Genomic DNA, 21,839 nt, shown 5'->3' on the forward strand with positions numbered 1-21,839 from the left:
AACCTACGCATTTACGAGTAGGAGCTAGTTTCGTTCATGATAACTCGGCGCTTTGCGCCTGCGGGGTCTCCCCAGCCCCTCACTCCCGCAGGAGTAGAGCGCCTTCCGCTCCAATCAACAATAAACTTTACCAGCCATTACTTTAATAAATCGCCAACAAATTTAGGCAAAACAAACGCTGCCTTATGTAATTCTTTTGTGTAGTATTTTGTTTCAATTTCGTGGAAGCGATCTTCACTAACCTCGAGTGGATCATATTTCTTAGAACCGATTGTAAACGCCCATAATCCGCTTGGATAGGTGGGAATATTGGCAACGTACAAACGAGTAATCGGAAAAATTTCTCTCACATCCCGCTGCACATTCCGAATTAAGTCGGCCTTAAACCACGGATTATCCGACTGGGCAACGAAGATGCCGTCTTCCTTTAACGCCTTAGAAATTCCAGCGTAGAAACCTCGTGTAAACAAATTGACCGCTGGGCCTACAGGTTCAGTTGAATCCACCATTATAACATCATATTCATTGTCACTGTTTGCGATATGCATAAAGCCGTCATCGACACGGACATCGACTCGTGGATCGTCGAGCTTGCCGGCAATCTCGGGAAGGAATTTCTTTGAGTACTCGATTACTTTCCCATCAATATCAACTAAGGTGGCTTTTTTAACACTTGGGTGCTTAAGTACTTCACGAATCACTCCGCCATCGCCTCCGCCGACAACTAATACATTCTGAGGCTTGGGATGGGTGAATAATGGCACATGGGCAACCATTTCATGGTAAACAAATTCATCACGGACAGATGTCATCACCATGTCATCTAACAGCAGCATGTTGCCCCATTCTTCGGTTTCAATCATATCAAGCTTTTGAAATTCAGTTTGCTCTGTATGTAAGGTTTTGTTGACTTTCATGGTAATTCCAAAGTTTTCAGTCTGCTTTTCTGTAAACCAAATTGTCATGACCAACTTCCTCCATATGCATAAAGTCCAGCGGCCGCTTCCGCTTTTCCTTGGCCAGCTCCAGCGCCTAGGGGCTCGGGGGCATAAGCCAAACCGTCAAGAAGGCTAAAGAACAGCCTTCTCGCCGGCTCGTCTTATGCCTGTCGCCCCTGGTCAAGCCGCTTCCGCTTTTCTAATATGCTACCCAAACTATTGAATTACAAACACAAGAAAAAGTCTAGCAAAATTTAAAGAATTTTTCCATGAATGTTTAAAATGACTCTATTTTTTCAATACTATTACTATCTAATTTTTAAAAGTGTAAATCTGAAGAATATCTAGCTGCAGCGCTAAGCTCCGAAGCGCTTCCGCTTTTAAGGTGGGTGAACTTATGGAAATCATGACTGATCAAGGGTTTCGAAAGACAATTAAATATCTCCGGGCGTTTATTATCATCAGTTTGATAGGCATGATTTGTATGCTCATTCTCTTTGCCGGCATTCTCGGTTATGCAAAAATACTAGGGGCACCGCCCTTGGCTGTCCCACAATCAACCCTGTTTTTTGCAGATGACGGAAGCTTAATCGGTGAGAGCAACAGCGGCCAAAAACGTTATTGGGTCAATATGAAGGAAATCTCACCCGAATTAGTCAATGCGACGATCTCCGTTGAGGACAAAAATTTTTACGAGCATCATGGCTTTGATTTCAAACGAATTGCCGGCGCTGTGGTCGCTGATATTCAGGCCTTTGCCAAAGTGCAGGGTGCAAGTACAATCACCCAGCAATATGCCCGTAACCTGTTTCTTGAGCACGATAAAACCTGGAAGCGTAAGCTGAATGAAGCTTTTTATACCATCCGGCTTGAAATGAACTATTCCAAAAAAGAGATTCTTGAAGGCTATTTAAATACCATTTATTACGGCAACGGCGCCTACGGGGTCGAGGCTGCCAGCAAATATTATTTTGGAAAAAAGGCTTCTCACTTAACCCTTGCTGAGGCAAGCTTGTTAGCTGGAATCCCAAAAGGGCCGGGAATCTATTCACCGTTTGCCAATCTGGAAAAAGCCAAAGACCGCCAAAAGATTATTCTACAAACGATGGTAGACAACGGCTATATTACTAAAAAAGAAGCTCAAACCGCTGCAGCCGCACCGCTTAGATTAGCAGGTATTCATACCAGCCAAAAAGTAAAAGTAGCACCATATTTTCAGGATGCGGTTCGGAATGCCCTAAAAAACCAGCTTCATTTAGATGAACGCACCATCGCACTTGGCGGGTTAAAAGTCTATACAACCCTTAACTTAAAACAGCAGAAAGCTGCAGAAAGCCAAATCGAAAAAAATGTGGCCAGTTCATCTGAAATTCAAATCGGTCTTGTCGCAATGGATCCAAAAAACGGTAATGTAAAGGCAATGGTCGGCGGACGGGATTATGAAAAAAGTCCATTTAATCGCGCCGTCCAAGCTATAAGGCAGCCGGGCTCAACCATTAAGCCGTTATTATATTATGCGGCCCTGGAACATGGCTTTACCCCATCATCCACCATGCGGAGCGAATATACCACCTTTCATTTTGACGATGGCCAGGCTGATTACACACCGCATAACTTCAATAACAAATATGCCAATGGTGAAATCACACTCGCCCAGGCGCTTGCGGTATCCGACAATATTTTTGCTGTTAAAACACATTTGTTTTTAGGAGAAGACACTTTAATTGAGACAGCTAAGAAATTTGGCCTGTCAACCAAAATGGAAGAGGTCCCATCCCTTGCTTTAGGTACATCAGGAGTCCGCGTGATTGAAATGGCCAATGCCTACAGTATGTTTGCAAATGGCGGAAAACAGGTCCATCCTGTGTTAATTACAAAAGTAGAAGATTATAATGGAAACGTCATTTTTGAAAAGGAAGATTATCACGATAGAGTATTAAACGCTGCTAGAGCTTACGTCATGACACAAATGTTAACAGGTGTGTTTGATTCAAAGTTAAACGGCTATGCCAAGGTAACCGGAAGCACGGTGGCTAAGACGATCACCAGGCCTTATGCCGGGAAGTCCGGCTCAACTGAAACAGACAGCTGGATGATCGGCTATTCGCCGCAGCTGGTTACAGCTGTATGGGCAGGCTATGATGTGGGCAAACCAATTGAAGTGGTAGCCGAGAAAACCTATGCGAAAAAGGTTTGGGCCAGCTTTATGGAAGAAGCCTTAAAAGGGAAACCGGTGAAGGCGTTTAAACAGCCTAAAGACGGAGTTATCGGGTTGTATGTTAACCCGCAAAATGGCAAACTGGCAACAAAGGATTGTCCTGTCCGCCGTTTTACTTACTTTGTCAAAGGAACCGAGCCCACTGAATATTGCACAGATCACTTAAAGAACGCAAACCATGAAGCCAAGAAAAAAGATAATCAGGAAAAGGTACCTTGGTATAAGAAAATCATGCCTTGGGATTAGAATCGAAAGTATAAATAGAAAAGCTCCGGATTGCTCCGGAGCTTTTCTTGTCCTAGTTTTACCAGTGTTATTAACACTGACTATATATTACCTTATTTTTAGAAAAAACTTCAACAAATTAACTTTCATATTTTTCTAAAAAAGTTATTCTCCTAACAGTCCTTGTTTCAGTTCATCAAGAGAGTTCTCCCATAATACCTCATTATGTGCCCGTAAAAAATCAGCCAAAATCTTTTTCGAACGATCATCCATGACATCTACAATAATATGTCGTTTGAGTGATTTGTCCATCCGATTCACATGCTCAGGCAAAGATTTGTATCCGCGGCGGATTTCACGGTCCACGGTCATATAGCAAGCAGTCACACCTGCATAATAAGGACCTTCCTCATTACGGTCAATCGTCACCCAGACAAGCCAATATGGCTTACCGTTTGGCACCTCTTCTTGACTTTTCAGGAATTTAATCCCTTTTTCCACGGCACTGCGGGCATGCATAGCACCGACATCAATCTCAGCTTCCCCCGCTTCCACATCGATGATGACCGGGGAAACATTATCAAGACTCAATGCTCCTTTTCCAAACCCTTTATGGCCAGCCATTGGGTCTGTTTTTTTAATAATATTAAATCCCAACTTTTTCTTATTTTCTTCCATTAAAACAAAGACCTCCTAGAAAAATAGTGAGTAGAAGAAATTACTTAATCCGTCCCTTAACCCTGGGACAACGAAATTAAAAATAGGCTGTATGGTATAACGGTCTAGCGGGGTAATGACCAAAATTAAAAAGATTAACATCCCATACTGTTCGAATTGTGTCATTTTAGCACGTACATGGTTTGGCGCAAGGTCCTCTATTACCCGATAGCCATCGAGCGGAGGCAGCGGCAGCAGATTGAAGATGAACAAGACGATATTTAAATTAATAAAAATCATTAAGAATTCATCAAAATGGACAGAAGATGCTACACCGAAACGCATAAGGCCATAACCAACGATAAAACCAACCGAGGCAAGGATAAGATTGGAGAGCGGTCCTGCTATAGAAACAAGGATACCTGCCAGGCGGGGCTTTTTAAAATAAAAGCGGTTGACAGGCACCGGACGTGCCCAGCCAAATCCGGCAATAAAAATAAGGATCGTTCCGATTGGGTCTAAATGCTGAAGCGGATTTAGTGTTAGGCGGCCTTGATTTTTGGCGGTTTGATCGCCGAATTTATGGGCCACATAAGCGTGGGCAAACTCATGAAATGTAAAGGCAAAGATCAGGGTAATCGCCACATATGGGATTAACCGCAGTGGGTAGGCCAGGAATCCTTCCATTTGATTTCTCCTTCCTTATTATAAACCAATAGGTTTATGAGCTAAACCGTGCTATCTTTCGTTCTTTATTTCTTTTAGTATAACTGATACAGCTTGTAAAAAGAAAATCAAATGTTCTCTTCATATTGCACTTTTCATGGGATTGTGGAACACTACTAGTAGTTAAACTTTAAGGAGGAATCATAGATGCCATACGTAACAGTAAAAATGCTTGAAGGACGCAATGAAGACCAAAAACGTGCGTTAGTGGAAAAAGTAACTGAAGCCGTCAGCGAAACAACTGGCGCACCAAAAGAAAAAGTCGTCGTTTTCATTGAAGAAATGAGCAAAAACCACTACGGGGTAGCCGGCGTCCGCGAAAGCGACAAATAATATAACGGTGACAGGCACCATTTTCCATCTAAAAATAGTAGAAACGGTGCCTGTCACCAACAAAAAAACGCCTTGATTGGGTTTTCAACTCCCTGGCGTTTTTTTTGAACAACGATATTATTGTATTTTACCTTTTAAGGTTTCAATGTATTGATAGGCTTCATCGATTTCCTCAAGAGTATAACGCTGGCTGCTTTTTAGGGTAAAGACCTTATCTGTAACTTCTTCTTTTGAGAGATTATCAAAATACAAAACCGTTGAAACTAGTTCGAGAAATCTAGCATTTTGCTCATTCATATCAATAAAGCAATCCTCTAAACATGGCATCTCCACTTCATTTAAGCTTAAAAACTCTTTCCCCGGCTCCGTCAGTGTATAGTGATATTGGTAGTAACCGCCCTTCTTTTCCTTCACCTCATTTAAGAATCCCATATTACAAAGTTCTTCTACTCTAGTCGTTAGTTCCTCTGAATAGGGTCCATAAAAATGAAACTGAAACCGCTCATGAAAAGGGAAATCTACCTTTTTCGCAATATATATCATCTTCTGCAGCTTTTTCCTTCCAGTTATCTCACCAGAAACCAAAATCGCCTGCATCAGCTTGGCATGATCTTTTAACAACATTCGTCATCTCCTACTCCATCTAAACAGATCTTTTTGGTCACAGGCACCAAATTTCATATTTTCACTATGTTAAGATCTATAACGGTGACAGGCACCAATTCTAATCCAAAAGGGCACGTATTTGCTTTTTTAAGTCACTATGGCTGGAGTTGTCTTCAAGGAAGTCAGCTGGGTAATAGAGTTTGTGGTCCGTTCTTCTCTTTCCTGAAATCGCATCAACAATCTCAGATTCCCGGGATAATTCCCGTAGTTCTCCATTTTTCATTAGCAAGTGAATCGGCAGCCTCTCTTCTTCCTCACCGGGCCTGTAAAAGTCATATGGTAAATCTGAAGAGGAATCTACTACCAAATAATACTCAGGATCAATCCCTGCCTTTTCGAACAGGGTTGTTAATTGTGCAAGCTTCTTATATTCCTTTGCAGGATCAAATTCTGCGTACTTGAATAGATTGCGATTTACAAATCGCCGGCAAAGGTCACTTATAATAGGATCGCTCTCTTCCTGCCATAGTTGAAAATAATACAAAATGACTGACTCATCCAATTTTAAATAGTCTTCTAGTGTCACTTTTTCTTGGAAAAGGGACGTGAAGTGGATTGGTTCCAGTTTAAAAGAATAATTGTTCTCATATAAATATTTGGCACGATGCAAGATTTTTCTTAATATCACTTCCGCACTGCGTGAGACAGGATGAAAATATACTTGCCAGTACATTTGATAACGACTCATGATATAATCCTCAACCGCATGCATGCCGCTTTTCTTGATGACAACTTGCTCTTCCTTAGGCCGCATCACTCGTAAAATTCGTTCCATATCAAATTGACCGTAGCTGACACCAGTAAAATAAGCATCCCGCTGTAAGTAATCCATCCGATCGGCATCGATTTGACTGGAAATCATGCTGACAACCAGCTTTTTCGCCGATGTTTTAGCGATGACCTCAGCAACTTGCGTGGGGAAATCAGGACTTACTTTCAGAAGCACTCTATTGACTTCTGTGTTCCCTAAAATAATTGCTCTTGTTAAGTCTTCGTGGTCAAAATCAAATACCTTTTCAAAAGAGTGGGAAAACGGACCATGACCTAGATCGTGGAGAAGCGCTGCACATAGTGTGAGGAGCCGTTCATCATCATTCCACTCCGGCCTGCCAGCAAAAACATCATCAATGATTCTGCGAACAATCTCATAAACACCGAGTGAATGATTAAATCTGCTGTGTTCTGCCCCATGGAAGGTTAAAAAGGTCGTTCCAAGCTGCTTGATCCGGCGCAGCCGCTGGAACTCTTTTGTTCCAATCAAATCCCATATCACCCGGTCTTGAACATGAACATAGCGATGGACCGGATCTTTAAACACTTTTTCTTCTGCTAACTTTTCAGCCGAATACTGCATGGAATCCCTCTTCCTCTTAACATACCTATCTTCCTACTGCCAATCGGCCAGTAAAATCATTACTCCTATTATATACCAAAATCCACCAAAATTCCGCACGATTTTTCGACACCAGCGGTGTTATTAATGGTGCCTGTCACCATAAACAACACAAACGAATTGCTAACGGTGACAGGCACCGAAAAGGCACCAAGCTACAAAAAGAAAAACCACCTATGTTTAGGAGAACTCAGGTGATTTTCTTTTTTATTATCTATTTTAAAGCCCACGCTTTACTTGATTTTCTTATTAACCTTTTCCATTAATTCCTCTTCCGTTAAGGCAGCAACAGGGCGGTTGTTAACAAAGGCAAAGGTCTTTTTTCTGCCAGGGCCGCAATAAGATTGGCAGCCAATTTTAATTTCGGCATCCGGATCCATTTCTTTCAAACGAGGGATCAATGTCTTCAAATTCACGGCTTGGCAATCATCGCAAACACGAAATTCATTGGACATTTACATCCACCCCTTTCTATCGTCAATCTATTATCTCATCACTATTTTATCCAATTTACACAAATAGTAATTTGGCAAAAATAATTATCTTTCAAACCGTTTAACTCCATAGGTATTTTACAGGTTCTTTTTTTTCAATGCAAGCTGCAATCATTAGCAACTCCTGTCAGTCTCCCTTGAATCTTATAGTTAAAAAATCTACTATCCTTGTATTAATTTTGGTATAAACCTTGAAAAACTTGTCCATCCTAAGATTAGAAATTAAAAAAACGTCAGTCAATGGAACTGACAAATTGGTAAATTTAATCAGGGAGTTGAAAGATATGAAAGTTCGTCAAGATGCATGGACAGATGAAAATGACTTACTATTAGCTGAAACCGTTCTTCGTCATGTTAGAGAAGGAAGCACCCAGCTAAACGCGTTTGAAGAGGTAGGAGATAAACTTAACCGCACCTCCGCAGCCTGTGGCTTTAGATGGAATGCCGTCGTCCGCCACCGCTATGAAAAAGCGCTGCAACTAGCGAAGAAACAAAGAAAACAAAGACAAAGAGTATTAGGGAAAGATCAAGGCGGCAAGAAAAAGCTGCTTTACAATCCGCCGATTCCAGTTGCAGAGGAAATAGACACACTAGCACCACTTAATGTAGAGACGCCAATGGAATCAACCATTAACATTCCTGATATGTCAGAAATACCAGAAATGCCAGAAATGCAGACGGAAATGGCCGTCGAAACCTATGTCAAGCCTGTTGCAGCTGCGGTACAAAACTACCGAAACGCTGCACCTGCAGGTGGATTATCGCTTGATTCCGTTATCTCTTATTTACAAAACTTTCATCATGCCAATCTGCAAAATGAAGCACTAAAAAGTGAGAATGAAAGATTGAAAAGAGAAATTGCCGAGCTAAGAAGGCAAAATGAGGAAATGACTGCAAAAATTGAAGGGCTTGAGCAAAATACCGAGACTATTCAAGAAGACTATGAGACACTCATGAAAATCATGAATCGTGCCCGCAAACTTGTTTTATTTGAAGAAGAGGAAAGACCCGCTACTAAATTCAAAATGGATCGAAACGGAAATCTTGAAAAAGTAGCAGAGTAGGCATCTTTCCAAAGGGAGAAGAGGCAAAGCGTTGCAGCAACTTCATATAGAAAGCCGTAAATCAATCGAAGGATTTACGGCTTTTTTATTATTAACTATGTTGTTAACTTGGGTGTTGATCTCCGCTCCAGGCACACGCTTTCCGCGGGCGTGCCGGGGAGCCTCCTCGGCGCTTTGCACCTGCGGGGTCTCCCCAGCCCCGTACTCCCGCAGGAGTCGAGTGCCCTCCGCTCCAATCACCACATTGCTTAAAAGCAATACTCCGTTAACAATTTGAATTCACCATCTCAGCAATTTTTTCGTTCCGGTCTACCACACGCTGATAATATCCCGGAAACAAGCAGAGCTCATACTCATTCAACTGCCCCGCATACAACAAATCACTATTTGCTTTTAACTGCTTCAATAACCGCAGCATGACATCGGCAATCGAGAGCTCAACCCCGAGTAACTCTGACAGCGAAGCCATGACCTCTGGCACTACGTCTGGATAAACAAATTTCGTTTGGGTATCTTTTTTAGCAAGCCGGTAAAACTCCCGGACTAACTCAGCCCGCTTCCCGCCGCTTCCATTGACACAAAGATAAATCTGCACCGCCACACCGCGTTTTAAACGACGCTGTGAAATCCCGGCAAACTTCCTTCCGCCTATACTCAAATCATAACTTCCCGGGCAATAAGAGCCAACAATTTCCCGTGCCTCAATCAACATAGGAAAATCCGCAAACATCTGCTGAATCAACTGCCACATCACATCATAGCCCCGGTTGATATCAATCCCTTTTTCCACCTCGGGAAAAATCAATGAAATATTGAGCACCCCTTCATCGAGTACAACCGCTAACCCGCCGGAATTCCGTACAATCGGCTGATAACCCTGAGAAGCCAAATATTGAACGCCTTCCTGTAAAAATGGCAATCTCGTATCCTGTATTCCTAACACGATGGTATTATGATGAACCCACGTCCGTGCTGTGGCCGGTGCCTTGCCCGCTCCAACAGACGCACATAAGGTATCATCCGTACCAAATGATTGTAATGCTTGAAAATGAATCCCAACCGCCGACTGATCAATGATCCGCCACTCGGGCTGGCGCAGTAAACCTTCCATTTAAATTACTCCTTAATGGTTAATAGGCTTATTTTATCAAAAAGAAAGCTTGCGTATCCACACAAAAAGAGCCAGCCCTCTTGGACCAGCCTATCTCTCCATTATAAACCTTGTGCTGCCGTAATTAATGCAAGCTTGTACACGTCTTCTTCATTACAGCCGCGTGACAGGTCATTTACCGGTGCATTTAATCCTTGTAAAATCGGGCCAACCGCCTCAAATCCGCCTAAACGCTGCGCAATTTTATAGCCGATGTTTCCTGCTTCAAGGCTAGGGAAAATAAATACATTTGCATCCCCTTGAATGACAGAACCTGGTGCCTTACTCTTTGCCACAGAAGGAACAAACGCTGCATCAAACTGGAATTCACCATCCAAAACTAAAGAAGCATCACGGCGTTTTGCTTCAGCAACTGCCTCTGCTACACGCTCTGTTTCCGGTGATTTAGCTGAACCTTTTGTAGAAAAGCTTAACATCGCAATGCGAGGCTCGATATCAAACATTTCTGCTGTCTTCGCACTTTCGATGGCGATCTCCGCTAAGTCACTGCTGTCCGGTGCAATATTAATTGCACAATCCGCAAACACATATTTCTCATCTTCACGAACCATAATGAATACACCAGATGTCTTCTTCACACCAGCTTTTGTTTTAATAATCTGCAAGGCAGGGCGAACCGTATCCGCTGTAGAATGAGCCGCACCACTTACAAGGCCGTGTGCTTTATTTAAATAAACAAGCATTGTTCCAAAATAGTTTTCATCTAATAAAATTTTACGGGCATCCTCTTCTGTTACTTTCCCTTTGCGGCGGTCAACAAATGCAGCCACCAACTCTTCCATACCTGCATAATTGGCCGGGTCATAGATTTCTGTATTCTCAACAGAAACACCAAGCTCTTGTGCCTTTGCTTGGACTTGTTCAATGTTACCCACCAAAATAGGTGTAACTAATTTTTCCTCAGCCAAACGGCTGGTTGCACGAATAATCCGCTCATCTAATCCTTCTGGAAAAACAATTCGCAGGTCACGTCCAGAGATCTTCTGTTTTAATCCTTCAAATAAATCACTCACGTTTAATATCCTCCTTAATAAATCTACCCCTTCTAGCTTACTTTACCATAGTAAAATTTCAAGCAATGTAAGTCACAGACAGCGGTTACACTAAAAAGTTTTTGTTTTCAAAAAATTCAACACTCTCTTTTACTATTTACCCTTTTTCATAAAAATATCCACTTGATGTGTTATAAAAGTGCAGATTGGTCAAACTATGATATAGTTAAGATTGGTAATAAGAAGACTGATGATTTAGGAGTGATTACAATGAGTGAAGCAGCACAAACGCTTGATGGCTGGTATTGCCTTCATGATTTCCGTACCGTTGATTGGACCACATGGAAGATGCTCCCGAACGATGAACGCGAGGCCGCGATTCACGAGTTTCTAAGTATGGTTGAAAAATGGAACGAAACGCAGGAACGCAAAGAAGGCAGCCATGCTTTATATACAATCGTCGGCCAAAAAGCCGATTTTATGATGATGATCCTTCGTCCTACGATGGAGGAACTAAACGAAATCGAGACCGAATTCAATAAAACAAAATTGGCGGAATTTACGGTCCCTGCTCATTCTTATGTATCAGTGGTAGAGCTGAGCAACTATCTTCCAGCGGGTGAGGACCCTTACCAAAATCCACAAATCCTTGCACGACTTTACCCAACATTGCCAAAAGCGAAGCACGTCTGCTTCTATCCAATGGACAAGCGCCGCCAAGGTGATGATAACTGGTATATGCTGCCGATGGAAGACCGCCGCAGCTTAATGCGCAGCCATGGTATGATCGGCCGTACATACGCTGGTAAAGTGAAACAAATTATCACCGGCTCCGTCGGTTTCGACGACTACGAATGGGGCGTAACCCTGTTCGCCGATGATGTTCTTCAATTCAAGAAACTCATCTATGAAATGCGCTTTGATGAAGTCAGCGCCCGCTACGGTGAATTTGGTGCCTTCTTTGTTGGGAATTTGCTAGAAGAAGAACGCGTACCCGGCTTTTTACATGTTTAAATTCTTTTTTATAAAAAGGTACTCAGGCTTTAGCCTGAGACCTTTTTTTTGTCCCCAATCCTCGTTCTCCAAGTCATATTTCATTCCTTTACCTCATACTATTTAAACAGCGAGTCTAAAGAAAAAGCTCCAAAAGTCTCATCAAAAAGAGGTGAGAAAAGAGCTGAAAAAACTGTCACCATTTTGGCTTTACAGGAGTATGAATAGAATTGTTAGGTCATTCGTCTAGCTGCTTTCATAATGATTTTAGTTTTTTACAGGAGGGAAATAAAATGAGCCAATATTACAATCCTCAAGGTTTTCAGCCTTACACAGGCGCTGCGGGCCAGCAAGGCGCGGGCGTACCATCATTTCCAGGCCAACAAGGGTTCCCAGGAGGCCAGCCAGGCTTTCAACAGCAATTTCCACCAGCAGGTGGTGGTGGAGGAATGCCAACAGCTCCGTCACAAGGGGGGGCATCTGTTCCTGGCATGCTGCCAATTGAACAATCATACATCGAAAACATTCTTCGCTTAAACAAAGGTAAATTAGTAAGCGTATTTGCTACTTTCGAAGGAAACAATCAATGGAATGCCAAAGAATTTAGAGGAATTATTGAAGCGGCCGGCCGCGACCACGTCATCTTAAGCGACCCGCAAGTCGGCACACGCTTCCTCATTCCAATGGTTGCCGTCGATTATATTACGTTCTCTGAAGAGATTGAGTATGAATATCCTTTTGGTGCAGGGCCTCAATTAGGAACCTTCCCGCCAAGATAAGAAGAACGCAACTTAAAAATAAAGAGGCATTGGGGAATATCCCCAATGCCTTTTTCACATTAAAAATTCTTGACTGCTCCAACAATGATTAACACCCAGGCTGCCAAAAAGCACACTCCCCCAATTGGTGTAATCGCCCCTAAAACCCCAACTTTCGTTAAACTCAAAAGATACAAGCTGCCACTAAAGAAAATAATTCCGACCAGCATTAACCATCCTGACCATGTAAAAAGAGAGCTCATTGGCACTTTTCCAAGAAGCAGGCCGATTATCAATATCCCAGTGGCATGAAACATTTGATAGGTTACCCCTGTTTTCCAAATGTCCAGATAGTAAGCATCAAGCCTGTCTTTAAGTCCGTGTGCACCAAACGCTCCCAGTGCTACTGCTATAAATGCGTTGATCGCACCTACAATAATAAATGCTTTCATATAAATTTTCCCCCATCTTAAAAATCGAGTAGTGAATCCCCATTTGCTTCATCGTCCATCTCTACCTTTTTAGGCTGTTGTAATGACGGACCTTGTTGAAATACTGGTTGATTTATTAAAGGCTGCTGATAGACTTGCTGTGTTACGCTTGGCTGTACAGGTGCGGCCTTTTTCACGCCCGTCTGGCCCTCGTCTAGGACGAGTTCGCATAATATTTTAATAGAGTAAATCTTTTCCCGCAAGTTTTCTTCCTTTGTACTATTTTTTGCTAACCTTAATTCCTCTTCTATTTTTAAAAGTAATTTATCAACGGATATATTCATTGTGGCACCTCTACATTCAATCTCGTTATTATTCTACATGATTATAGACAAATTTACGATCATATACACCTTATCCGATTTTCGACATGTTTCACGTGGAACATGTCGATTTAGGTTCAGGCCATTCAACTGATAAAGAAAAAAACCCGCACCATTCTCTGGTACGGGTTCCTTCTTAACCTAATATCCGTTGATAGATCGTCTTGGCATGGGTTAAATCCTTCGTTCCATGGATCAACGCACGGCCATCTTGAAAAATAACCATCCGTTCCCCGCCCATTTCTACTGATATCAAGTATGGGTTCCCTTTCACTTCGTAACCTAACGAACTAAGCTGAGCTGCTAATTTTTCAAGAGAAATCTCTCCTTGCTTGGATGGACGGATTTGCACCGTATCGCGGCCGCACAGCACAGTTGTTTTCGTCGTATTTTCATGATCTAAATAAGGATACGTTCGTTCCTCACCACAGGACAAGCACCCAGCAAACTTGGCTTTGGACATTTTTAAGCTTGTGTACTGATTGCGCCATAAATCAAAGCTGACAAAGGTGGTCCTTACCGCCTCCCAATCCTCAACCAGCATCTTTAAGGCCTCAGCCGTTTGGTGGGCAATCACCATTTGGACCGCCGGCGAGATGATTCCACCCGTATCACAGGTCATTCCCTGGAGCGGGATCGTCCGCAACAAGCAATTTAAACACGGCGTTCTCCCGGGAATAATTGAAAAACTCATCCCATAGCTGCCGACGCAGGCACCATAAATCCAGGGGAGATTGTGTTTCTGTGAAATGTCATTCATCACCATCCGGGTTTCAAAATTATCGGTCGCATCCATCATAAGATCGACATCAACTGCCAGTTCTTCCAGCAGCTCTGCGTTCGCATCCCCAATGATTGCCTGTATCTCAATATCGGAATTTATTGCCCGCAGGCGTTTTTCTGCTGCTGCAGCTTTAGGGAGTTTCTCCGCAACATCTTCTTCTGTATATAGCTGCTGGCGCTGCAGGTTGCTGGCCTCCACATAATCCCTGTCGACAATCGTAACTTTACCGACACCAGCCCTTGTCAGTACCTCGGCACTCCCAGAGCCCAGGGCACCGGCTCCGATGATGAGGACATGTTTTTTGGAGATCTTTTCTTGCCCTTCCTTGCCGATTCCTTGAAAAAGGACTTGTCTTGAATAACGTTCGTTCATTCTATCCCCCCTAATCGATAAAAACCCGCCAAATAGGCGAGTTTTTTTCATCATCGAGTCCTTTACCTGGCATAATTAGTTGTTATTGGCACTTTTCTCGAATTTATCGGCACTTTTGCCGTTGTTATCGGCACTTTTTTGACCTTTATCGGCACTTTCCACCTATTTATCGGCCCTTCTTAAAGGTATCCATAAAAAGCACCGTTTCACCCACCACTAACAGGAGGAATGAACGCAATCTCATCGCCTTCACCGATTACCTCTTCATTAGAGGCAAACTCCTCATTAATCGCAGTCATCACAGTGTCCATCCGCGGCAGATCATATGTTGCCGCCAGTTCCGTCTTCAATTCTAGCACCGTTTTACCGGCTGCTTCTAATGACAAAAACTCTTCGCCTACAGAATCGCGTAAATGAGCAAAAAACAAGACCTTATTCATCTAAATCACCTGCCTCCGGCTTACCTGATGGATAAGCAACCGTTTCAAGCTGGTTCCCCATCCATTCCTCTCCATCTTCCCAATGCTCTTTCTTCCAGATAGGGACAATTTCCTTAATTCGTTCAATTGCATAACGGTTTGCTTCATAGGCGTCGGCACGGTGCGGCGTTGACACGGCAATCACGACTGCCACATCGGTAATATCCAAACGGCCGACACGGTGCGTGATGGCAGTCATCGAACCTTCCCAGCGTTCTTCAATTTCGCGGCCAATCTGTTCGAGCTTTTTCACTGCCATCGCTTCATAGGCATCATAAATTAAAAATAAGGTCTTCTTTCCCTTTGTTAATTCCCGGACCGTTCCAATAAACGTGGTAATTGCCCCCGCATTCCGTTGAACGACTTTATCGATCACCGCTTGGATATCAATCGGCTCCTTGGAGATTTCATACATGTTCATTCTGTCACCTCTTCTGTCAGACGCTTTGGTACGGCATTATCTACCACTTGGTAGCCGCCAATTTTCTCGACCTGCTCTTTAAAAGCAGGAGATTGGATGATTTCAATCAGCTGCCGCCCGCTGTCACTATCATAAAACTGGCGTGTCATGACTAAATCATATTCTTCATCAGCAATCGGAATAAAATCTAATCCCATGGCCTTTGCTGCCGGGTAAATTCCAAGAGCTGCACTATGGTTATCACCTTTCACTTCCGCTGCTACGGCTAAATGGGAGAACATCTCACGGTCGTAGCCATTTATTTCTTCAGCCGTAAGCCCCGCTTCATCGAGCAATAAATCAAACAAGATGCGGGTGCCGGCTCCCTTTTGGCGGTTAACAAAGTCTGCGCCCGAGCGGACTAAGTCCGTGACATCCCTAATTCCAAGGGGATTTCCCTGTGGCAGGATCCAGCCCTGCTTCCTTTTTAAAAAAGGATAGAGGATCACGTCTTGACCGGCCAAAAGTTTATTAACATAGGATATATTGTACTGTTTTGTACTTGGGTCTAGCAAATGAATCCCCGCTACATGGGCCTCGCCTTTTCTAATCGCCATAATGCCAGCCATACTGCCGACATGGGAGGAGACAATCTTCATCTCGGTCCGTGCTTGCTTCAGCTGTGATGATAACAAGTCTATCGTCATATCGTGGCTGCCGCTGAACACGATTGCATTCTTGATCTCCTCAAGAGGCCGTAATAGCTCCACTTCAGCTGTATCGCCCTGCTCATACCCACTGATATGAGGCGGTATAATCAACAGGCCGTCTGCCCGGACATAGGACATGGTTACCCCTGCTGCCCGGGTGAGCGGATTGGCGACAAATTGACCATTCACATAGCCGATATTCATTCGGATAAAATCCTCTGCCCCCATAGAGGAAACGATGCGGCGGCCAAGTTTGACCGAAATCGTTTGCCGCTTGGGAACAGGAATCCCCAAATACTTGCAGATTAATGGCTGGACAAACCATTCGAGTGCTAAGTACGCTGACACAGGATAGCCCGGAACACCGACAACAATTTTACCGTTTATTTTCCCTAAGATAACCGGTTTGCCTGGCCGTGCGGCGACCCCATGGGTAAATACCTCGCCAATCTCAGCGATGATGTGGACGGTAAAATCCTTTCGCCCGGCTGATGATCCGGCGTTAATCACGATGATATCGGAGGTTTCCGCTGCCGCAAGCAAAACTTCTTTAATCTTCTCAGGCTCGTCCTTAACTATTGTTTGTAGGCGCGGCTCACCGCCCCATTCCCTCACAAATCCAGAAAAGACTGTCCCATTAAATTCAATAATTTTTCCTGGAGATAAATCAGTATGTGCCTCAACTAGTTCATTTCCAGTTGGAATAATGGCGACAACTGGTTTCTTCACCACAGGTACCACCAGTTGCTGTGCGGCCAATAACACGCCTAAATCAGCCGGTCTAAGCGCATGGCCCTGCGGAAACAGCATTTCCTCTTGCACAATATCCTCACCGATTGGGCGGATGTGCTGCCAAGGGGTAGCCGGTTCAATAATTTCAATTGTTTCATCATCAACCATATGAACATGCTCAATCATTATCACCGCATTAAAAGGAGAAGGGATGGCATTTCCCGTATCGACAAAACAAAACTGTTCACCCAGCTTAAGGTAGAGTGGATTTTGTTCGTGAGCTTGGTATGTCCTCTCAGCGACGACCGCAATTCCATCCATGGCAGAGGCGTGATAGTGCGGCATTGAAACAGCAGCAAAAATCGGCTGAGCCGTCACACGGCCTAAGGCATCCACCACTGGAATTCTTTCTATTTCAGAGGCCTCCGTAAAGGCCGCAAGAATTTCTTCCTTTGCTTCGGCCCGGGGTTTATCTTCTAAATAAATTTTCCGTTTATACTGTTTCTGTTCCATACTCTAGACCCCTTACCTTGATGGAATCACAGGTACAAATTCGCCCTGTGAAACTCCTTCTTTTTCTGAACTAATCTCAACAATACCATCACTTTTAACCAATGTAGTGATTAAGCCCGATTTTCCAATGATCGGCTCAGCCCACCACTCACCTTCCTGTTCAAACAGACGAACGCGGATATAATCGGCCCGGCCCATGGAGGATGGGATGTTCTTCGTGATTTTTGCAAAAATCCGCTCAGGTTTCCGGTTCCTTTGTTCACCTTTTAAGTTACGAAGAACCCGCTCACCGAACAGTTGAAAGATGATCATTGCACTGGCAGGATGTCCCGGAAGACCAATGACCGGTTTTCCATTTGCTAGTGCCAAAATTGTAGGTTTTCCCGGCTTGATGCTAATCCCGTGGACGAATACCCCCGGTTCTCCTAAAGATTGGATCACCTCTGTGGTATAGTCCTTTGCCCCTACTGAGCTGCCGCCGGAAAGTATTAAACAATCTACTTGGTCATAGAGGACCTTTGCCTTGCTGCGGAACTCTTCTAAGTCATCACGGACAATCCCTCCGTACGTGACATCCACATTCCATCCTTGGGCTAGTCCTGCGATTGTTAGGTAATTAATATCGCGGATTTCCCCTTCTTTTAGTGTTTCAGTTTGGTAGGGGACAATTTCATCGCCTGATGATAAATAGCCGACCTTTAATTTTCGATAGACCGTCACATGGGTAACGCCCAACGCGGCAAGGGCACCTAATTCTTGCGGCCTAAGCTTTGTCCCATGCTCGAGCAGGATTTCCCCTTCTCTAATATCCTCACCCGCACGAATGACATTCTCTCCGGGTGCGATCTGCCTGTAGGTATTGAGGAGAGTATCAACATCCTCACAGTGCTCAATCATAATCACACTGTCACTGCCCTTAGGCAGCATCCCGCCCGTTGGGACATAGACAGCGGTCCCTTGGATGACCTCAGCAGAGGGGACCTCGCCCATTTTCACTTCTCCGGCAATTGTTAAAAAGCCTGGCATGGATTCAGAGGAACCATACGTATCTTTCGCCCGAACGGCATATCCATCCACAGTTGATCGATCAAAACCCGGTACATTTTCTTTAGCAACAATGGGGCCTGCTAAAATATAATAGAGCGCTTCTCGGAGCTCCTTAACCTCTGTTTGCTCGATGGGACAGATATTTTTATCTATTAAAGCAAATGTTTCTTCTACCGTTTTTACTTTGAAAAATTGCATGGTCCCCTTACTCCCCCTTGAATATTCCTATAGGTTTGGAAATTTTGATTCAGCCCAGCTTTTGGCCTCTTCATATTCCTCTGGATAATTCATATTATAAAAGACCTTTTCTAGCTCGATTGGAGTATAGGCCCCTAGTTCTCTTTCGGTTAGATACAGTACGTTTAATTCATCAAGCAGCTGTTTCATTCTCAGCTGGCCTGCTTGAATGGACTGTTCCACTTTAGCAGCTGTTTGCTTTTGAAACATAGCGAATAATGGATGCTGTTTCCCATTGATTACAGGTACAACTGCATCATAATGCAAGGCATTTGAGATTAGGACTTCGGCCAGCTCCCCGGACACGAATGGCATATCACAGGCTACAACGAAATTGACATCGTATTCAGAAGCGGTCAGACCTGCGTGCACCCCGGCAAGCGGTCCCATTCCAGGATATTGATCCGGCACTATTCGTACACCTAAAGATTCATATTGTTCAGAATCATTTGTAACTAGAATTATATCATCAAATAGAAGTTTTAACTTATCTATTGTTCTTTCGATATTCGGCTTTTCATTTATTTTCAGCAGTGCTTTGTTTGTGCCCATCCGGCTTGATTTTCCGCCTGCTAATATAATTGCCGCAGCTTTCATTTATCAAAGCACCCTCTTAATTGGTCTCATTCTTATTTCCGCCGCAGGTATACCCATGTTCCTGGGCAACCATGTCGAGATGGATCGAGTTAAGATCTAGTAATGTGACCTGCGGTTTTGTAATATATTGCCTGATATCTATTATTTTAATATAGCCATTACATTCCTCGCAAACTTGAATTTTGGAGGTGACATCGCCCTCGATTTCTAAGAAATAAATGGTTTGATGATCCTCATTCCCACAGTGCGAGCATTCTAATCTTCGTGCAGACCAATGGACAAGACAGCGTGGACAATGGATCATCTTTTTCCCATCCTCTTCCACGGCAGCTAATCTTGCCGGCTCGCCGCAAACTGGACACCCTGCTCCTGGTACCGCTCGATGGATTTCAGGCTGGACTTTTTCTGCTATTTGTCTTAAGTAAGGGCGAAGAGCCGTTTCAGCCAGGAATTGCGGAATCCATTCTTCTAGACCATGTTCCTCTGCAAATGCAATAAAGTACAGTTGATTGAATGCAAAGGCTTCTTCCATCCAAAGAATAGCTGTTTCTTTGTTTAACAGGCTTCCAATCTCTGAGAGCTTTGGCTTTAATGGAGGATTATTTTTTATAAGAAGATCAATCACTTCATCTACCCACTGTAAGAATAGGAGAATTTCAAAATCAATTGCCGTTAATGCAGCTATAGGAACTCCAGCTTCCATTGCTGACTTTTCATGGTTCAGTCTGATCCTTTCAGGATCGAGCTGAAGCATCCACTTTTCCTGTAGTTCGGCAATCTCCCTTTGCAGTTCCTGATATTCTTTTGAAACAACGGATTTTATCATCACAGGCACTCCTCTTAAATTACATAGTTTTTATGATAAGAAATGGCTGTCATTTTTCGACAGCCATTCCTTTTTTATTTTGCACTTAGCTGCATGTCCAACTAAAGCACTTTGAGGTTTGGGATCAACGGCCTTATGTTCTGATTAAGGCACTTTCGATGCTCAAATCAAGCACCCTTTTTATGCTTTGGATCATCCAGGTCAGGAAAATTGCCTTTTTTCGCTTCTTCATCATACCAGTCCTCATAATGGCCTTTTGCCCACCAAGCAGGCACTTTACCTGTTATTACACCAGAATAACCAGGTCTTGAGTGCCTATGAACAACTGAGAGATAGACGTGACCGACAATTACGGCAATACCTAAACCGAAACCAACATTATGCAGGAAGTAGCCCCATTGCACAATCGCTCTTGGGAAAAATTCCGGGAACCACATCGTGAAACCTGAAGCAATAACTAAGATTGTACAGAAAATCTGGATGACCGAGTTGATTTTTTCCCCTGCATTAAAGAAGGTTTGTCTTACATGACCAAACTTGAGGCCAAATAATTCTTTAACGAATTCTCCAAAAAAGGCAAGATCTCGCTTTTTCCAAGTCACTAATTCCTTCATCCATTTGAAGAAAAACTTCGGGCTAAAAATTAATAAGATAAAGGTCGGCAGGATGAAAATAACAGCGAAAATCCGGTGCAGCAACCGTGCCATTTCCGGGCCGCCAAGAACCGGATACAGCCAGTCAAAAAATTCCGTATACATCGGGAGGGCCGTGATGTAAAGAGCAAAGAAGGCGATCCCATTGATGGAATGAGCCCAAACAAATGCTTTTGGGAAACGTCGTACTTTTACATTCGCATTTGGATGCTTCTGATAATTACTCATGACTCTCACCACCATCTTCATGTTCTTTTGATCTTCTACTGATAATATTATTGGTAATAAATGCTCCCACTACCGCCATTGTCGTCGCACCAATCATCATTTTGCCGATTGGCTGCGCATAATCCTTCCATAGTACAGCAGAGGTTGGAAGCTTTGGATTTTCTGGCAGACCGTACACACTAGGTTTTTCAGCTAACAGGTAAATGGTATGTGTTCCGCCAACACTTTTTGGATTATAAATGTTGGCATTAGGAAAGCGGTCTTTAATTTCACTTAAACGCTTCTCTGCTTTTGCAATCATTTCATCCTTTTTACCAAATTGCATCGCATCTGTATGGCAGGTTGTTACACAGGCAGGCTGCAGGCCCTCTTCTAGACGGTCGGTACACATCGTGCACTTTTGAGATTTTTTGTATTCTTTACCGTTCTTATCTTTGTAAGTCTTTAATGAAATCACTTCAAATGGACAGTTTTGTACACAATAGCCGCAGCCCACACACTTTTCATGGTCAATCACAACTGACCCAAATTTAGAATAGCTGATGGCATTTTCAGGGCAGACCTTTTCACAGGCAGCCGTATCACAATGGAAACAGGAAGAATGGCGGAATAGGTATTCTAAGTCGCCCTTTCCATTTTCGTGCTCGACATATTGAAGCACATTCCATGTGTCCGCACTTGTTTTCGGATGTGATTGTGCACTTCCTTGAAATGAGGTTACCTCTGCCGGAAGATCATTCCAGTTCTTACAAGCAACCATACAGGCTTTACATCCATCACATCTGGTAACGTCCACGTATTTTACGTATTCAGCCATCC

At 43.4% G+C, this 21,839-nt stretch carries 24 protein-coding genes; 5 read left to right on the forward strand and 19 right to left on the reverse strand.

Features of this window, described 5'->3' with window-relative positions:
- Window positions 1–137 precede the first annotated feature (137 nt).
- A complete protein-coding gene (speE, locus tag GXK58_RS17495) occupies window positions 138–965 on the reverse strand; it encodes a spermidine synthase (protein ID WP_160724461.1) in 828 nt (275 codons plus the stop codon).
- A gap of 370 nt (window positions 966–1,335) precedes the next feature.
- On the opposite strand from speE, the gene GXK58_RS17500 reads away from it, so the two are divergent.
- Window positions 1,336–3,402, forward strand: a complete 2,067-nt coding sequence (locus GXK58_RS17500) for a transglycosylase domain-containing protein (RefSeq protein WP_160724462.1) — start codon at window positions 1,336–1,338, stop codon at window positions 3,400–3,402.
- A gap of 144 nt (window positions 3,403–3,546) precedes the next feature.
- Here GXK58_RS17500 and GXK58_RS17505 read toward each other — a convergent pair whose 3' ends face one another.
- Together GXK58_RS17505 and GXK58_RS17510 are read right to left on the reverse strand one after the other, a co-directional pair.
- Entirely contained in the window at window positions 3,547–4,059 is a 513-nt protein-coding gene (locus tag GXK58_RS17505) for a YwhD family protein (protein WP_160724463.1), read from the reverse strand.
- Window positions 4,060–4,074: 15 nt separating this feature from the next.
- A complete protein-coding gene (locus GXK58_RS17510) occupies window positions 4,075–4,725 on the reverse strand; it encodes a site-2 protease family protein (protein ID WP_160724464.1) in 651 nt (216 codons plus the stop codon).
- A gap of 186 nt (window positions 4,726–4,911) precedes the next feature.
- On the opposite strand from GXK58_RS17510, the gene GXK58_RS17515 reads away from it, so the two are divergent.
- Entirely contained in the window at window positions 4,912–5,097 is a 186-nt protein-coding gene (locus GXK58_RS17515) for a 2-hydroxymuconate tautomerase (RefSeq protein WP_160724465.1), read from the forward strand.
- 117 nt (window positions 5,098–5,214) lie between these two features.
- Here GXK58_RS17515 and GXK58_RS17520 read toward each other — a convergent pair whose 3' ends face one another.
- From GXK58_RS17520 to GXK58_RS17530, 3 genes are all read right to left on the reverse strand, one after another.
- Window positions 5,215–5,718: a YwgA family protein gene (locus tag GXK58_RS17520; RefSeq protein WP_160724570.1), complete on the reverse strand. Its 504-nt coding sequence runs from the start codon at window positions 5,716–5,718 to the stop codon at window positions 5,215–5,217.
- Between the two features lie 103 nt (window positions 5,719–5,821).
- Window positions 5,822–7,117 carry an HD domain-containing protein gene (locus tag GXK58_RS17525; protein WP_160724466.1) on the reverse strand — a complete coding sequence of 432 codons (1,296 nt, stop codon included), beginning with the start codon at window positions 7,115–7,117 and terminating at the stop codon, window positions 5,822–5,824.
- Between the two features lie 272 nt (window positions 7,118–7,389).
- The gene (locus tag GXK58_RS17530) at window positions 7,390–7,611 is read right to left on the reverse strand and encodes a DUF1450 domain-containing protein (protein WP_160724467.1); all 222 of its coding nucleotides are present in this window, start codon (window positions 7,609–7,611) and stop codon (window positions 7,390–7,392) included.
- A 323-nt stretch (window positions 7,612–7,934) separates the two neighbouring features.
- On the opposite strand from GXK58_RS17530, the gene GXK58_RS17535 reads away from it, so the two are divergent.
- On the forward strand, window positions 7,935–8,714 hold the full coding sequence (locus GXK58_RS17535) for an RsfA family transcriptional regulator (RefSeq protein ID WP_160724468.1): 780 nt from the start codon (window positions 7,935–7,937) through the stop codon (window positions 8,712–8,714).
- Between the two features lie 265 nt (window positions 8,715–8,979).
- Here GXK58_RS17535 and GXK58_RS17540 read toward each other — a convergent pair whose 3' ends face one another.
- Window positions 8,980–9,825, reverse strand: coding sequence for a lipoate--protein ligase family protein (locus tag GXK58_RS17540; RefSeq protein WP_160724469.1), 846 nt, complete (start codon window positions 9,823–9,825; stop codon window positions 8,980–8,982).
- Window positions 9,826–9,926: 101 nt separating this feature from the next.
- Window positions 9,927–10,898, reverse strand: coding sequence for a phosphate acetyltransferase (pta, locus tag GXK58_RS17545; protein WP_160724470.1), 972 nt, complete (start codon window positions 10,896–10,898; stop codon window positions 9,927–9,929).
- A gap of 249 nt (window positions 10,899–11,147) precedes the next feature.
- Here pta and hemQ point away from each other — a divergent pair, with 249 nt between their 5' ends.
- Both hemQ and gerQ read left to right on the forward strand, forming a co-directional pair.
- On the forward strand, window positions 11,148–11,891 hold the full coding sequence (gene hemQ, locus GXK58_RS17550; protein ID WP_160724571.1) for a hydrogen peroxide-dependent heme synthase: 744 nt from the start codon (window positions 11,148–11,150) through the stop codon (window positions 11,889–11,891).
- Between the two features lie 272 nt (window positions 11,892–12,163).
- Window positions 12,164–12,649, forward strand: a complete 486-nt coding sequence (gerQ, locus tag GXK58_RS17555; protein WP_160724471.1) for a spore coat protein GerQ — start codon at window positions 12,164–12,166, stop codon at window positions 12,647–12,649.
- 59 nt (window positions 12,650–12,708) lie between these two features.
- Here the strand turns inward: gerQ and GXK58_RS17560 are convergent, their stop codons facing one another.
- The 11 genes from GXK58_RS17560 to GXK58_RS17610 form a co-directional block, all read right to left on the reverse strand.
- Window positions 12,709–13,080 carry a DUF423 domain-containing protein gene (locus GXK58_RS17560; RefSeq protein ID WP_160724472.1) on the reverse strand — a complete coding sequence of 124 codons (372 nt, stop codon included), beginning with the start codon at window positions 13,078–13,080 and terminating at the stop codon, window positions 12,709–12,711.
- Window positions 13,081–13,097: 17 nt separating this feature from the next.
- Window positions 13,098–13,403: a YwdI family protein gene (locus tag GXK58_RS17565; protein ID WP_160724473.1), complete on the reverse strand. Its 306-nt coding sequence runs from the start codon at window positions 13,401–13,403 to the stop codon at window positions 13,098–13,100.
- Between the two features lie 175 nt (window positions 13,404–13,578).
- Entirely contained in the window at window positions 13,579–14,598 is a 1,020-nt protein-coding gene (locus tag GXK58_RS17570) for a thiazole biosynthesis adenylyltransferase ThiF (RefSeq protein ID WP_160724474.1), read from the reverse strand.
- A gap of 206 nt (window positions 14,599–14,804) precedes the next feature.
- Window positions 14,805–15,038, reverse strand: a complete 234-nt coding sequence (gene moaD / locus GXK58_RS17575; RefSeq protein WP_160724475.1) for a molybdopterin converting factor subunit 1 — start codon at window positions 15,036–15,038, stop codon at window positions 14,805–14,807.
- Window positions 15,031–15,498 (reverse strand): molybdenum cofactor biosynthesis protein MoaE, encoded by a 468-nt coding sequence (locus GXK58_RS17580; RefSeq protein WP_160724476.1) that lies wholly within the window; start codon window positions 15,496–15,498, stop codon window positions 15,031–15,033. Before GXK58_RS17580 ends, moaD begins: the two co-directional genes overlap by 8 nt.
- Window positions 15,495–17,432 (reverse strand): molybdopterin biosynthesis protein, encoded by a 1,938-nt coding sequence (locus tag GXK58_RS17585; RefSeq protein WP_160724477.1) that lies wholly within the window; start codon window positions 17,430–17,432, stop codon window positions 15,495–15,497. Before GXK58_RS17585 ends, GXK58_RS17580 begins: the two co-directional genes overlap by 4 nt.
- Window positions 17,433–17,444: 12 nt before the next feature.
- Entirely contained in the window at window positions 17,445–18,677 is a 1,233-nt protein-coding gene (locus GXK58_RS17590; protein WP_160724478.1) for a molybdopterin molybdotransferase MoeA, read from the reverse strand.
- Window positions 18,678–18,704: 27 nt separating this feature from the next.
- Window positions 18,705–19,313 (reverse strand): molybdenum cofactor guanylyltransferase, encoded by a 609-nt coding sequence (mobA, locus tag GXK58_RS17595; protein WP_160724479.1) that lies wholly within the window; start codon window positions 19,311–19,313, stop codon window positions 18,705–18,707.
- A gap of 16 nt (window positions 19,314–19,329) precedes the next feature.
- Window positions 19,330–20,139 carry a formate dehydrogenase accessory protein FdhE gene (locus GXK58_RS17600; RefSeq protein WP_160724480.1) on the reverse strand — a complete coding sequence of 270 codons (810 nt, stop codon included), beginning with the start codon at window positions 20,137–20,139 and terminating at the stop codon, window positions 19,330–19,332.
- A gap of 167 nt (window positions 20,140–20,306) precedes the next feature.
- Window positions 20,307–21,020, reverse strand: coding sequence for a formate dehydrogenase subunit gamma (locus GXK58_RS17605; protein ID WP_160724481.1), 714 nt, complete (start codon window positions 21,018–21,020; stop codon window positions 20,307–20,309).
- A complete protein-coding gene (locus tag GXK58_RS17610) occupies window positions 21,013–21,837 on the reverse strand; it encodes a 4Fe-4S dicluster domain-containing protein (protein WP_160724482.1) in 825 nt (274 codons plus the stop codon). Before GXK58_RS17610 ends, GXK58_RS17605 begins: the two co-directional genes overlap by 8 nt.
- Between the last annotated feature and the right edge of the window lie 2 nt (window positions 21,838–21,839).

The organism is Bacillus sp. USDA818B3_A (assembly GCF_009928415.1).
In the GTDB taxonomy this organism is placed as follows: domain Bacteria; phylum Bacillota; class Bacilli; order Bacillales; family Cytobacillaceae; genus Neobacillus.